The following is a 13,689-nucleotide window of genomic DNA, read 5'->3' on the forward strand; positions in this document are numbered from 1 at the left end:
GCGTCTCTCCCTGAAGTCAGGCGGTCTGGCTGAGCGGGGCGCGTTGCCCCTCCACGGCGCGGCAGAAACTTGCCACGTCCGAGACCCAGCCGAAAAAGGTTTCGATGTTGAACAGTGCGGCCTGCTGGGCAAACGGCGGCCCGGCCTGATGGGTGGCGTCTTCCAGCACCACGCCGAAATACTCCAGGAAGAAGCCGTCGCGCAACGTGGATTCCACGCAGACGTTGGTGGCGATGCCGGTAAACACCAGATGGTGGATGCCGTAACTGCGCAGCAGGCTGTCGAGCTGGGTATTGAAGAAGCCGCTGTAGCGCGGTTTCGGCAGTACGATGTCACCCGGCTGCGGGCGCAGCTCATCCACCAGCTCATAATCCCAGTCGCCTTTCGCCAGCAGCTTGCCCTGGAGCGCCGGGCGTTTGCGCATGGTTTTCAGCGCGTTGGATTTGTGGAAATTCGGCGAGCCGGGGCCGCCCGCTTCCACATACTGGTTGTCCCAGCCGTTCTGGAAGAAGATAACCTTGATGCCGGCGGCGCGGGCGGCGGCAATGGCGGTGTTAATATTGGCAATCACCGGCCCGGTGGCGGAGACATCAAACCCGGCCAGGTCCAGATAGCCACCCTGCGAGGCATAAGCATTCTGCATATCCACCACGATCAGCGCGGTCTGTTGCGGGCTGAAGGCAAGCGCCTCCGGCCGGGCGGGCAGGATCACTTCGCTGCCCGGCTCACCGGGCTGGCGGCGCACTACCGGGGTGGACTCTGCATCGTGATGGGGGTCAACAATGTTCATTACGCTACCTCGCGGTTGGTGTCACCGGTGAGCACCGACTGGCGGGTTTTCATCAGCGGCTGGATGCGTTCGCCAAACTGCTCGATGCCGTTGATAAAGTCGTCAAAGGTCAGCAGGACGCCTTCGGTACCGGGCACGGTGGCCACTTCATCCAGCATTTTCGCCACATGGGCATAAGAGCCGACCAGCGTGCCCATATTGATGTTGACGGCGGACGTCGGGTCAGCCATCTGGCGCACGTTGGTGTCCGCGCCGGATTTGGTGTCTTTGCTGCTCTGCTCGGTGAGCCAGGCCAGCGCCCCGGTGTCTGCACCCGCTTTGTAGTGCTCCCATTTGGCGCGCGCCGCCTCGTCGGTTTCATCGGCGATGATCATAAACAGGACGTAGGAGGAGACGTCCCGCCCGGTTTTCTCCGCAGCGCTTTTCATCCGGGCTGCGGTTGGGGCAAAGGCCGCCGGGGTGTTGACGCCCTTGCCGAAGCAGAAGTTGTAGTCGGCATACTGCGCGGAGAAGGCCATGCCCGCGTCGCTCTGCCCGGCGCAAATCACTTTCATCTCCGCCTGCGGCTGCGGGCTGAGGCGGCAATCGTCCATTTGGAAGAAATCGCCTTTGAAGTCCGATTTGCCGGTGCCCCACAGGTCACGCAGCACCTGCACATATTCGGCCAGGTAGTCGTAACGGCGGCTGAAGTAGTCGTCGCCGGGCCAGATACCCATCTGCTCATATTCCGGTTTCTGCCAGCCGGTCACCACGTTCAGGCCGAAACGCCCGTTGGAGATGGAATCAATCGTCGAGGCCATGCGCGCCACAATCGCCGGGGGCATGGTGAGGGTGGCGGCCGTGGCAAAGATTTTGATGCGGGAGGTCACGGCAGCCAGCCCGGCCATCAGCGTGAAGGACTCCAGGTTATGGTCCCAGAACTCAGTTTTGCCGCCAAAGCCGCGCAGCTTGATCATCGACAGTGCGAAATCGAAATGGTAATGCTCCGCTTTCTGCACAATGGCTTTGTTCAGCTCAAAAGTCGGCTTGTATTGCGGGGCGTTGGTGGAGATTAACCAGCCGTTGTTGCCGATCGGGATAAAGACGCCAATTTTCATCTGCACACCTCATGTAGTCAGGACAGTCATGTCATCAGGCAGGTTGCCGGTGCAACGCGGTGCCGGGGTAAGGGAGGTATTGCAAACCCAATGCCACTTTTTTAAACAGTAAGCTAATCAGCAGGTTAAAAAATAACGGGCAGTGACTACTGACTGAATGGTCTGAAACAGACCATTTGGTAAAAAATTTGTGCACAAAAAGCAGGCAGATTTGAGCAAAAATGGTGCAGATTTGTTAAAAAATTAACCCAGACGGGGTAGGGAACGGCTTTGGGGCGCTAACATAGGCGCATTCATCGTCATTTGTTATGCTTGATGAAGAAAACATCATGTAAACCATTGAGAGTCCCTGGAGGGGATGTGAAGTTACCCGCAGAACAGGATGGCCAACCGGTGGCCGCGGCCACCAAAGCAAAAACACCCACCCGCCGTTCACGGGCCGTGGCCGCCAAACGGCAGGCGATTATGGCCGCGGCGCTGGAATTTTTTTCCCAGTACGGCATCCACGGCACCAGCCTCGATCAGGTGGCGGCGCGGGCGGACGTCTCCAAAACCAATCTGCTCTACTATTTCCCGTCCAAAGAGGCGCTTTATGTGGCGGTGCTGAAGGATCTCCTCGACATCTGGCTGGCCCCGCTGAAAGCGCTGCGCGCCGACCAGGCACCGCTGGCGGCGATCAGCGACTACATCCGGCTGAAACTGGAGGTGTCGCGCGATCACCCGCAGGCGTCGCGCCTGTTCTGCCTGGAGATGGTTCAGGGCGCGCCGCTGCTGAAGCAGGAGCTGCAAGGCTCGCTGAAAACGCTGGTGGCGGAGAAATCCGCGATCATCGAAGAGTGGGTGGCAACGCAGCGCATCGCACCGGTCGCGCCGTTGCAGCTGATCTTTATGCTGTGGGCCACTACCCAGCACTACGCGGATTTCTGGGTGCAGGTTGAGGCGATTTCCGGCCGCTCATTGCAGGATGAGGCCTTTTTCCAGCAGACCCTGGACACCCTCCAGCGCATCATTATCGACGGCATCCGCCTGCGCCCCTGAGCCGCCTGCCGGCCAGGGGCATTAATCCTAATCTCAGTGCCCATCCGACGGAGTTTTGGTAATTTTGCCCATCAGCGCATAGGGTTAAACCAGCCACGGCGGACGCTGATGCCGTCATACCGTTCTCTTTTTCGTTTTTGCCGTTCAGGGAGATGCGATGGATTCTGTTTCACAACTGGCGCTGGGTGCCGCCCTCAGCGTGACGGTGATGGGCCGCCGGATGCCGGTCTGGCAATCGGCCCTGCTGGGGGCGGTATGCGGCACGCTGCCCGATCTCGATGTATTTTTTGACCGCGGCGACCCGGTCAGCAACATGACCATGCACCGCACCGAAAGCCACGCGCTGTTTTACCTGACGCTGGTGTCGCCGCTGATCTCCTGGCTGGCCGGCATCCTGTTCCGGCTGCGCGGCCAGGTGATCCGCCTCTGGCTCGCGGTGTGGCTGGCGCTGGTTACCCACCCGTTGCTGGACACCATGACGGTGTACGGCACCCAGTTCGGCCTGCCGTTTACCGATTACCCTTATGCCATCGGCAGCGTGTTTATCATCGATCCGCTCTATACCCTGCCGCTGCTGGTGGGCGTCATCGCGGCGCTCATCCTGCGTAACCGGCGCGGCCTGCGCTGGAACCACGGCGGGTTATTGCTGAGCTGCGTGTATCTGCTCTGGAGTGTGTTTGCCCAGCAGCAGGCAACCGACGCCGCCCGGCAGGCGATCGCCCGGAACTATATCAACAGCGAGCGGGTGCTGGTGACGCCGACCAGCCTGAATACCCTGGTATGGCGGGTGGTGGTGATGACGCCGGGCACCTACGGCGAAGGCTTCTATTCGCTGCTGGCACCGGATCAGCCGCTGACGTTCACCTTCTACCCGCGCGGTGAGGCGCTGTATGCGGCGCACCGTGATAACCCGTATGTGGCGCGCATGGCATGGTTTACCCACGGCTTTTTCCGGATGCAGGAACAGAACGGGCACCTGTGGCTCAGCGATCTGCGCATGGGCGAGGAGCCGTATTACACCTTTACCTTTGATCTGGGGCCGCTGAATGCGCCCAACGGAGAAGTGCTGCCGACACGGATCAACAGTGTGCGCCCGCCGGTCAGTGAGATGATTGGCCGGGTGTGGCAACAGTTGAAAGCGGAATAGGGGGACGCGGGGGCGGGAATGAGGAGACTGCCCCGCCGCAGCGGGCGGGGCAGGCCGGTCAGGCGCGCTGTTTACGGCGCAGGGCCGCGTAAGTCACGCCCAGCAGCAGGAACCAGAGCGGCGTGACCATCAACGCCTGGCGGGTGTCTTCCTGCAACGTCAGCAGCACCAGCACAAAGGCGAAGAACGCCAGACATACCCAGCACATCACCACGCCGAGCGGCATTTTATAGGCAGACGCCTGGTGCAGTTGCGGGCGGGTACGGCGGTAGACCAGATAGGAGCAGAGAATGATGCTCCAGACGAACATAAACAGGATTGCCGACACCGTGGTGACCAGCGTGAACACCGTCATCACATTCGGGATCAGGTAGATCAGCACCACACCGCTCAGCAGGCAGATGCAAGAGAAGATCAGCCCGGTGGACGGCACCGCGCGGCGGGAGAGGCGGCCGAAACTTTTCGGCGCACTGCCTTCCTGCGACAGGCCAAACAGCATACGGCTGGTAGAGAAAATGCCGCTGTTGGCCGAGGAGGCTGCCGAGGTCAGCACCACAAAGTTAATGATGCTGGCTGCTGCCGGCAGGCCCACCAGCACAAACAGCTCGACGAACGGGCTTTTATCCGCGACCACGGAACGCCACGGCGTCACGGCCATGATGGTCACCAGCGCAAACACATAGAACATGATGATACGCAGCGGGATGGAGTTGATGGCGCGCGGCAGCACGGTTTCCGGATCTTTGGTTTCGGCAGCGGTGGTGCCCACCAGCTCAATGCCGACAAACGCGAACACGGCAATCTGGAAGCCGGCAAAGAAGCCGCTCAGGCCTTTCGGGAACATGCCGCCGTCATTCCAGATGTTGCTGAACGCGGCCACGCTGCCCGACGGGGAAGGGAAGTGCATCATCACCATCACCACGCCGGCGATAATCAGCGCCACAATCGCGACAATCTTGATCATCGCAAACCAGAATTCCATCTCGCCGAACAGCTTGACCGTGGCCAGGTTCAGGCTCAGCAGCAGCAATACGCAAAGCAGCGAGGCAACCCAGTGCGATAAGCCGGGGAACCAGAACTGCGCATAGGAGGAGATGGCGACCACATCGGCAATGCCGGTGACAATCCAGCAGAACCAGTACGTCCAGCCGGTGAAATAACCGGCCCACGGGCCAAGCAGGTCGGTGGCAAAATCACTGAACGATTTATATTCCAGGTTGGACAGCAGCAGCTCGCCCATCGCGCGCATCACAAAAAACAGCATAAAGCCGATGATCATATAAACGAAGATGATCGACGGCCCGGCCAGGCTGATGGTTTTGCCGGAGCCCATAAACAGCCCGGTGCCGATGGCCCCGCCAATGGCAATAAGCTGAATATGCCGGTTTGTCAGATTGCGTTTCAGATTCTCTTCACCGCGCGCGGGGGCGGCGTTGAGTTCTTTTGTTTGATCAACCATTAATAAAGGTTCCTGTCTTGTTATCAGTGAGGAGCTCTGAATGGCTCTTGTTGATGTTGTGTTGTGCCTGAAGCGGTTATCAAGATAATGTAATATTTGTGTTAACTGTTAGTTTCGCGAAAGCTATTTTCTGCGGGGGCGAACGTACGGCTTGTATACTTATTTTTACGCGGGTGGAACGTCCGTCGGGGTAAATAGCAAAGCGCAAGAGGCTAACAAAATAAATACATCCAAACAACGTGATTCCGGTCACGGAGAAAGTAAATTGTGCGTTCTGCCGGGCAGCTATTTTTTTCTGAGCGAAATACGGTGAATAAAGCGGCGAAGGCGGGCACTTATGCCGCCATCAGCGCCGGTTATCCTGCGGCGTGCTGTGATAAGCCGTTGATCTGGCTATTCTCTGAAAGGTGCTAAGCATTGCCGGATCCGGCATTTCACCCGGCCGCGGAAACCCCTATAGTCGGGATATCGCTTTTCTTTCAGGAAGATGCCATGCCCAGACTGTTGCCCGTGACGGCGGCCCTCGCCGCACTCCTTGGTTTTTCCCCTGCACAGGCCGCCACACCGGCGGATACGCTGATTGTGGCCATTTCGCTGGATGGGGTAATCAGCCTCGACCCGGCCGAGAGTTTTGAGACGGTGAGCACCGGCAGCCTGGTGGATATCTACCAGGGGCTGGTGGCCCCGGACCGGCAGGACCCGCGTAAACTGGTGCCGGCGCTGGCGACCGGGTGGCAGCCGGGCACCAGTGAGCACAGCCTGCGGTTTACCCTTAACCCCGACGCGCGTTTCGCCGGCGGCAACCCGGTCACGGCGGATGATGTGATCTATTCGCTGAGCCGCGTGGTAAAGCTGAACAAGACCCCGTCGTTTATCCTGAGTGAGTTTGGCTGGACGCCGGAGAACATTGGGGCGCAGTTCACCCGCTATGATGACCACCAGCTGGAGATCCGCTGGACGTCGCCGATTGGCCGCGATCTGGCCTTACGCCTGCTCTCTGCGCCGGTGGCCTCCATCGTGGACAGCAAACTGCTGGCGCAACAGACCCAGGGCAATGATTTTGGCAACGGCTGGCTGCGCACCCACTCCGCCGGCAGCGCAGCTTACCGCGTGCGCAACTACATTCCCCATGAGGCGCTGATCCTGGAAGCGAACCCGCAGGCTGCCACGGCCCCGAAACTGAAACGGGTGATCCTGAAAAACGTGGCTGACCCCGGCACCCGCCGCTTGCTGCTGGAGCAGGGCGACGCCGATGTGGCCTACGATCTGGGTGCAGACCAGTTTGCCGCGCTGGCGCACCAGCCGGGTGTGCGGGTGGCGGGCTTCCCCTCCGGGCTTATCTATTATCTCGGTTTTAACACCCAGAACCCGCAGCAGCCGGTGCTCGGCAACCCCGCATTCTGGCAGGCGGCGCGCTGGCTGGTGGATTATGACGGCATCGCCAACCAGTTGCTGAAAGGGCAGTTCCAGGTGCATCAGGCATTTCTGCCGCAAGGCTTCGACGGGGCGCTGGAGAGCAAACCCTTCCATCTGGATGTGGCAAAAGCGAAAGCCATTCTGGCCGGGGCGGGTATCAAGCCGGGCACCCACGTTGATTTGACCATCGTCAACCAGCCACCGTATACCGATGTGGCGCAGGCGTTACAGGCCAGCTTTGCCCAGGCGGATATTACGCTCAACATCAAACCGGTGCCGGAGGCGGAGCTGTGGGGCAAAATGCGCAGCCGCGATTTCCAATCGATTTTCATCTATTGGGGGCCGGACTACATCGACCCGAACACCAACGCCAGCACCTTTGCCTATAACGTGCCGGGTGGGCCAAAAACCCTGGCATGGCGCGTGGGCTGGCAGATCCCGTCGCTCAGTGAGCAGACCCGCACTGCCGCAGCAGCCAGCGATGCGACGCAGCGCCACGCGCTCTATACGCAGTTGCAGACAGAGATTCAGCAGAATTCACCGTATGTGGTGACGCTTCAGGGGCAGCGGCAGGTCGGGTTGCGCAGCGATATTGAGGGGGCCAGCCAGAACCTCGGCAACAGTATGCTGTTCTATGATGCCGTCAGCAAAAAACGCTGAGGCCGCCTGATTGCTGCGACAGGTGTGGAACCACCGTAAAAGGGCGTGCGCAATGATCGCGCACGCCCTTTTTTGCGGTTTTCCGGCAGGGCAGGCGTACAGCGCTCGTCAGCTTACGCTCATCCCGATAACGGCATTGACGAAAGACGAGGTGATAAACACCCCTCCCACAATAAGAAATGTTTGGTTTTTCATCGTGGCAGCAAGGGTCAGCATCACTAACCCTACCACCATCATTGGAATGGCAATGATCGTAAACGTGGACATCCTATCTCCTGTGCAGTTATTTCCTGGTAAGTCCTCAGCAGGCTATCACCTCTTACCGGCAGAGTGAGCGGACAGGCGCAGCGCCTGACGCCGGGGGTAAGACTCTGTCTCACTGTTTCTGTTGAGGTGGCCGGTAATACGCTAAAAAACCTTATAAAATTGACTCATTGATCTCATTTCGCGTTTCGGGTTCTTAATAAGATATCCTGGCATTTACTGCGCCTTTATACCATTTTTCATTAAAAAGGACATACGATGTTAAGGACTCTCTCTTATCGGGCATTGCTGCTGGCGTGCCTGAGTTTGACGGCGTATGACGCCACAGCAAAAAAAACACAGACGTCGGACGATGAAATAAAACAATTATTGATTGAAGCGTCTATTTCCGGCTATTCCGGCAATTGCGCCTGCCCTTATAACAGCGCCCGTAACGGCAGCCAGTGCGGCGGCCGCAGTGCCTGGAGTAAACCGGGCGGCGCGGAACCCCTCTGTTATAAAGAGGATGTCCCGGAGGAACAGGTAGAGGCATGGCGCAGGGCGCACGGCGAATAGCCTATTCCTCCGGCCGGGTGCGTTAAAGCAGGCTATGCTTATAGACTTCCCGGCCTGTCGCCTGGGCCGGGATATGGGTCATTACGCTGGAGGTAATATGGATAAAAAGCTGCAACAGACTGCGGAAGAATTGGGTGAAGTCCTGAAAGCACGCGGGATGAAAGTGACGTTTGCGGAATCCTGCACGGCGGGGCTGGCCGCGATGGCGGTGGCCTCAGCAGAATCAAGCGCGGATTTTTTCAGCCGCGGCTTTATTACGTATACCAACCAGGCGAAGCAGGAAGTCCTGGGGGTGAGCCGCAGTGCGCTCGACACTTATACTGCCGTCAGTGAGCCGGTGGTCCGGGAGATGGCGCAAGGTGCGCTGCGTATCTCCGGGGAGCAGGCCGCGGTGTCCATCAGTGGCTACGCCGGGCCGGATGGCGGGCCGGACGGCACACCCGCCGGGACGGTCTGGTTTGGCTGGGCGTTCTCTGACGGGCTGACCGTTGCCGAGGTGGAAACCTTTTCCGGTGATTGCGAGGAGGTGATTACCGCAGCGGCCCACTTTGCCCTGACGCGCCTGATCGCCCTGCTGAAAAACCGCTGATCGACACCCCATACCGGGCCCGTGTATGGCGGGCCTGGTGCCCCCGGTTTATCCTGTCGCGGTTTCCCGCGTTATCCCCTTTATGGCCTGAGGGTCGAATCACGTGCATATCAATAAGCCGCGCTTCTGCCCGGCCACCTTGTTTGTGCGTCAGGCAACCGGCAGCCGGTGCGGCACCGGTTGAAGTTCTCAGGCCTATTCAAGCTGTTATTCCGCCCGCGGAATCATGTATGGGAAATAAAAGTAATGAGCATAATTTATTTTATTACGCGCCTTTATTTATTCAAATGAGGGGCGGGTGAGTATTTATGATGCGCCATCACAATCCGGCCTCTTTATTTTTATTTCCGGCGGTGTTTTATTTCCGCAAATAACGATGCGCGTATAATAGAGTAAGCGCCGCGTCCCCTCACGATTCTCATCATTATCATTGAGTTATTTTGTTTTATGCCGTGATATTTAGTGTTGCCGGGCTGGCTATTCTATTTCGTGTGGATGCTACCGTTTAAAAAAACTTACCAATCGGAGAGCACACCCATGACACGCGATCAATTTAAACACGCCGCTGCCCTGACTGATACGCTGGCCGACCGCTGGTACGAGCCTTTTATGCAGACCTGCCACGAGTTTGTGATTGACACCCTGCCGCGCCAGGCCTGTTTTATTGCGCAGATTGGCACGGAGTCCGGCGGGTTTACCCGGATTATTGAGTCCTTTAATTACAGCGTCACCGGCCTGATTATTTTTGGCCCGCGTATGACGCCGCAGCAACGCCAGGCACTGGGGCGCAAACCCGGCGAACCGGCACTGCCGGTGGAGCGGCAACGGGCGATTGCCAACCTGGTGTACGGGGGGCGGGTCGGCAATACGCAGCCTGATGACGGCTGGACTTACCGCGGCCGCGGCCTGAAGCAGGTGACATTCAAAGGCAACTATTTGCTGTGCGGCCGGGCGCTGGGGCTGGATCTGCTGGGGAACCCGGATCTGCTGCTGCTGGACATCAATGCGGCCCGTTCTGCGGGGTGGTTCTGGCGGGAGAAAAATCTCAGCCGTTTTGCGGACATGGGGGATTTTATCGGCATGACCAAAGCCATTAACGGTGGGCTGAACGGCATTGAAGACCGGCAGGCGCGCCTGCGGGTGGCGCAGAAAGCGCTGGGGCTGATGAAGTGAGCCTGAAAGGGGAGCCAGACGGCAGGCGTCTGGCTCGGCAGATTATTGGCGGTAGGCCTGTTTGATCTGGGCAAGCGTGGTGCGGAAGGTGTCCGCCTGCTGCTCATCTTCGATCTGGGCGATGAATTTTTCCAGGTTCAGCACCACTTTACCGGCATCAGCCTGGCCCAGCGCCTTCAGGATCATGGTCAGGGTCGCTTTCAGGCAGGCAATTTCAGTCGCCAGGGTTTCTACATTCGGGTCAGTGGCAAATTCGTTAAGGCTCACAATCTCATCTCCTTGCGATGAACAACGCGTCACGGCATACCGTACCGCAACGTAAAATACAGAAGCGGGCGAGTATACCACAGGAAGGGCGGCGTCTCTCCTCCGGCAACCGGCGATGACGCAGACGCACCGGGGGCATATGTCAGAAAAAGGATAAAATGCGCAAAAAAGTTATAAAAAAAGGCGTGACATGAAAACAGGTATTTAAAAGATACCATTATTAATTTCATTATCAGGCCAATTATCGGGCAAAACGTGCGGTAAGCTAATTGATGGGGCCAGGATAGCGAAATAATTCGCTGAGTTTAATGTAAACATGCTGTAAAAATGATCTGACAGTGTTGGTGTTTTTTGCGTTTTTCGACTAAATTCAAAGGTTTGCTAAAATGGTAAGCCTTGATGAAAACGCTAGCAATTTTTTACAGTGTTTATTGGTCAAATAAGCGGGCATACAGTAAAATGACCCCTGCAAATAGCCGCTTCCTTTTCGCAACGAATAAAAACAAGGTTCGCTGACGGCAGTGCGCAGTTTGTCATGTTTGGATGATAGAAAAATGGATGTTGTGAAAAACAGAGCCTGACGCGTGCCGGTGTGGCGTATCCCGTGGTTTCGGGCGCTGTGCACGCTCTCTTGTGTTCATTTCTGGCGTAGACACTGACCGATGTCAGTGGACACTAGCTGACGGCGTTACTCCCCTTTTTTGGAGAATTCTCTTTGATTAGCGTTCTTCTTGTTGATGACCACGAATTGGTGCGCGCAGGGATACGACGCATTCTTGAAGATGTGAAAGGTATCAAAGTCTCAGGTGAGGCACAGTGCGGCGAAGACGCCGTAAAATGGTGCCGCAGCAATGACGTTGATATTGTGCTTATGGACATGAACATGCCGGGGATCGGCGGGCTGGAAGCCACGCGCAAAATTGTGCGTTTTTCACCCGATATTAAAGTCATCATGTTGACGATTTATACCGAGAACCCGTTACCGGCCAAAGTGATGCAGGCCGGGGCGGCAGGTTACCTGAGTAAGGGGGCGGCCCCGCAGGAAGTGATTAACGCGATCCGGGTGGTGTCGGCCGGCCAGCGCTATATTGCGTCTGACATTGCCCAGCAGATGGCCCTGAGCCAGCTTGAGCCGCAGACTGAGACGCCGTTTGGCTGTCTTTCTGAGCGCGAACTGCAAATCATGCTTATGATTACCAAGGGCCAGAAAGTCAATGAGATCTCCGAGCAGCTTAATCTCAGCCCAAAAACCGTGAACAGCTATCGTTATCGCATGTTCAGTAAGTTAAATATCAGCGGTGACGTTGAGCTGACCCATCTGGCTATTCGTCACGGCTTATTCAACACCGAGAGCCTAACCAGCAGTGAGTGAGCGTTTCGATTCCCAGGCATTTCTGAAAACTGTCACCAGCCAGCCCGGTGTGTACCGGATGTACGATACCACCGGGACGGTCATCTATGTAGGGAAAGCGAAAGACCTGAAAAAGCGTCTTTCCAGCTATTTCCGCACCCATGTCGGCAGCCGCAAAACGGAAAATCTGGTCAAGAATATTGACCAGATTGACGTCACCGTGACCCACACGGAAACCGAGGCGCTGTTGCTGGAGCATAACTACATCAAGCTCTACCAGCCGCGTTATAACGTGTTGCTGCGTGATGATAAATCCTACCCGCTGATTTTCCTGAGTGCCGATGATCACCCGCGCATCGCCATTCACCGCGGGGCCAAGCACGCGAAAGGCGAGTATTTCGGGCCGTTCCCCAACTCCTATGCCGTGCGTGAGACGCTGGCGCTGTTGCAGAAACTGTTCCCGATCCGGCAGTGCGAAAACAGCGTCTACCGCAACCGTTCGCGCCCCTGCCTCCAGTACCAGATTGGCCGTTGCCTCGGCCCCTGTGTGAAAGGGCTGGTGAGCGAAGAGGAGTACCGGCAACAGGTGGAGTATGTGCGGCTGTTTCTGGCCGGCAAAGACCAGCAGGTGCTGACCCAGCTGATTGAGCGCATGGAGCAGGCCAGTAAATCACTGAACTTTGAGGAAGCCGGGCGTATCCGCGACCAGATCCAGGCAGTGCGCCGGGTCACGGAGCGGCAGTTTGTCTCCGGTGACGGTGACGACCTGGATGTGATCGGCGTCTCCTATGATGCCGGGCTGGCCTGTATGCATGTGCTGTTTCTCCGGCAGGGGAAAGTGCTGGGCAGCCGCAGCTACTTCCCGAAAGTGCCGGGCGGCACGGAGCTTGCCGAAGTGGTGCAGACCTTTATCGGCCAGTTTTATTTGCAGGGCAGTGAAGGCCGGACCCTGCCGGGTGAAATTCTGCTGGATTTCGCCCTGCCGGAGAAAGAGCTGCTGGCGGAATCCCTGAGCGAGATGTCCGGCCGCAAAATTGCGATCCAGACCAAGCCGCGCGGTGACCGGGCGCGTTACCTCAAACTGGCGCGTACCAATGCGGCCACCGCGCTGGCCACCAAGCTTTCTCAGCAGTCCACGATTCACCAGCGGCTAAGTGAGCTGGCGAAAGTGTTGAACCTGCCTGAGATTAACCGCATGGAGTGTTTCGACATCAGCCATACGATGGGCGAGCAAACCGTCGCCTCTTGCGTGGTGTTTGACGGCAACGGGCCGGTCCGCGCCGAGTACCGCCGTTACAACATTACCGGCATTACGCCGGGCGATGACTATGCGGCAATGGCACAGGTGCTGAAACGCCGTTACGGTAAAGCGCTGGAAGAGAATAAAATCCCGGACGTGATCTTTATCGACGGCGGCAAAGGGCAGCTGGGCATGGCGATGGATGTGTTTGCGGAACTCAATGTGACCTGGGACAAAACACGGCCGAAGCTGATTGGCATTGCCAAAGGCACCGACCGCAAGGCGGGGCTGGAGACGCTGTTCTTTAAACCGGAAGGAGAGGGGATGGCCCTGCCGCCCGACTCACCGGCGTTGCACGTTATCCAGCATATCCGGGACGATTCCCATAACCATGCGATTACCGGCCACCGGAAAAAACGGGCGAAAGTACGCAATACCAGTGCGCTGGAAACGATTGAGGGCGTTGGCCCGAAACGCCGGCAGGTATTGCTGAAATATATGGGCGGGCTGCAACCCCTGCTCAACGCCAGCATCGAGGAAATTGCAAAAGTGCCGGGTATTTCACATGCATTGGCAGAAAAAATCTACAATGCGTTGAAACACTAGGGGCAATGTAGCAACATACTCACAATAATCCCTTTTG

The 13,689-nt window shown here is 57.5% G+C and carries 13 protein-coding genes; 8 read left to right on the forward strand and 5 right to left on the reverse strand.

What is annotated here, in order from left to right:
- Nucleotides 1-16: 16 nt before the first annotated feature.
- Nucleotides 17-790, reverse strand: a complete 774-nt coding sequence (rutB, locus tag CYR52_RS03245) for a pyrimidine utilization protein B (RefSeq protein WP_072925614.1) — start codon at nucleotides 788-790, stop codon at nucleotides 17-19.
- Nucleotides 790-1,887 (reverse strand): pyrimidine utilization protein A, encoded by a 1,098-nt coding sequence (rutA, locus tag CYR52_RS03250; protein WP_072925611.1) that lies wholly within the window; start codon nucleotides 1,885-1,887, stop codon nucleotides 790-792. The genes rutB and rutA overlap by 1 nt, the downstream gene beginning before the upstream one ends.
- A gap of 315 nt (nucleotides 1,888-2,202) precedes the next feature.
- Between rutA and rutR the strand changes: the two genes are divergently transcribed.
- Nucleotides 2,203-2,925: an HTH-type transcriptional regulator RutR gene (gene rutR, locus CYR52_RS03255; protein WP_101827947.1), complete on the forward strand. Its 723-nt coding sequence runs from the start codon at nucleotides 2,203-2,205 to the stop codon at nucleotides 2,923-2,925.
- 157 nt (nucleotides 2,926-3,082) lie between these two features.
- The gene (locus CYR52_RS03260; RefSeq protein WP_072925606.1) at nucleotides 3,083-4,072 is read left to right on the forward strand and encodes a metal-dependent hydrolase; all 990 of its coding nucleotides are present in this window, start codon (nucleotides 3,083-3,085) and stop codon (nucleotides 4,070-4,072) included.
- Between the two features lie 58 nt (nucleotides 4,073-4,130).
- Here CYR52_RS03260 and cycA read toward each other — a convergent pair whose 3' ends face one another.
- The gene (cycA, locus tag CYR52_RS03265) at nucleotides 4,131-5,531 is read right to left on the reverse strand and encodes a D-serine/D-alanine/glycine transporter (protein WP_072925603.1); all 1,401 of its coding nucleotides are present in this window, start codon (nucleotides 5,529-5,531) and stop codon (nucleotides 4,131-4,133) included.
- A gap of 492 nt (nucleotides 5,532-6,023) precedes the next feature.
- Here cycA and CYR52_RS03270 point away from each other — a divergent pair, with 492 nt between their 5' ends.
- On the forward strand, nucleotides 6,024-7,607 hold the full coding sequence (locus CYR52_RS03270) for an ABC transporter substrate-binding protein (protein ID WP_101827948.1): 1,584 nt from the start codon (nucleotides 6,024-6,026) through the stop codon (nucleotides 7,605-7,607).
- A gap of 108 nt (nucleotides 7,608-7,715) precedes the next feature.
- On the opposite strand, the gene CYR52_RS22585 is transcribed toward CYR52_RS03270, so the two are convergent.
- Complete coding sequence (locus CYR52_RS22585) at nucleotides 7,716-7,874, reverse strand: hypothetical protein (protein WP_165699063.1); 159 nt, start codon at nucleotides 7,872-7,874, stop codon at nucleotides 7,716-7,718.
- A gap of 255 nt (nucleotides 7,875-8,129) precedes the next feature.
- On the opposite strand from CYR52_RS22585, the gene CYR52_RS03275 reads away from it, so the two are divergent.
- From CYR52_RS03275 to CYR52_RS03285, 3 genes are all read left to right on the forward strand, one after another.
- Nucleotides 8,130-8,426 (forward strand): hypothetical protein, encoded by a 297-nt coding sequence (locus CYR52_RS03275; RefSeq protein ID WP_072925598.1) that lies wholly within the window; start codon nucleotides 8,130-8,132, stop codon nucleotides 8,424-8,426.
- Between the two features lie 97 nt (nucleotides 8,427-8,523).
- A complete protein-coding gene (locus tag CYR52_RS03280; protein ID WP_072925596.1) occupies nucleotides 8,524-9,015 on the forward strand; it encodes a CinA family protein in 492 nt (163 codons plus the stop codon).
- Between the two features lie 537 nt (nucleotides 9,016-9,552).
- Nucleotides 9,553-10,188 carry a glycoside hydrolase family 19 protein gene (locus CYR52_RS03285; protein ID WP_072925593.1) on the forward strand — a complete coding sequence of 212 codons (636 nt, stop codon included), beginning with the start codon at nucleotides 9,553-9,555 and terminating at the stop codon, nucleotides 10,186-10,188.
- A gap of 42 nt (nucleotides 10,189-10,230) precedes the next feature.
- Here the strand turns inward: CYR52_RS03285 and CYR52_RS03290 are convergent, their stop codons facing one another.
- Nucleotides 10,231-10,455, reverse strand: coding sequence for a DUF2594 family protein (locus tag CYR52_RS03290; RefSeq protein WP_072925590.1), 225 nt, complete (start codon nucleotides 10,453-10,455; stop codon nucleotides 10,231-10,233).
- 715 nt (nucleotides 10,456-11,170) lie between these two features.
- Here CYR52_RS03290 and uvrY point away from each other — a divergent pair.
- Both uvrY and uvrC read left to right on the forward strand, forming a co-directional pair.
- Nucleotides 11,171-11,827: a UvrY/SirA/GacA family response regulator transcription factor gene (gene uvrY, locus CYR52_RS03295; RefSeq protein WP_072925586.1), complete on the forward strand. Its 657-nt coding sequence runs from the start codon at nucleotides 11,171-11,173 to the stop codon at nucleotides 11,825-11,827.
- Nucleotides 11,820-13,652 carry an excinuclease ABC subunit UvrC gene (gene uvrC, locus CYR52_RS03300; protein WP_101827949.1) on the forward strand — a complete coding sequence of 611 codons (1,833 nt, stop codon included), beginning with the start codon at nucleotides 11,820-11,822 and terminating at the stop codon, nucleotides 13,650-13,652. Before uvrY ends, uvrC begins: the two co-directional genes overlap by 8 nt.
- Nucleotides 13,653-13,689 lie beyond the last annotated feature (37 nt).

The sequence above is a fragment of the Chimaeribacter arupi genome (assembly GCF_002858805.1).
Classification (GTDB): Bacteria; Pseudomonadota; Gammaproteobacteria; order Enterobacterales; family Enterobacteriaceae; genus Chimaeribacter; species Chimaeribacter arupi.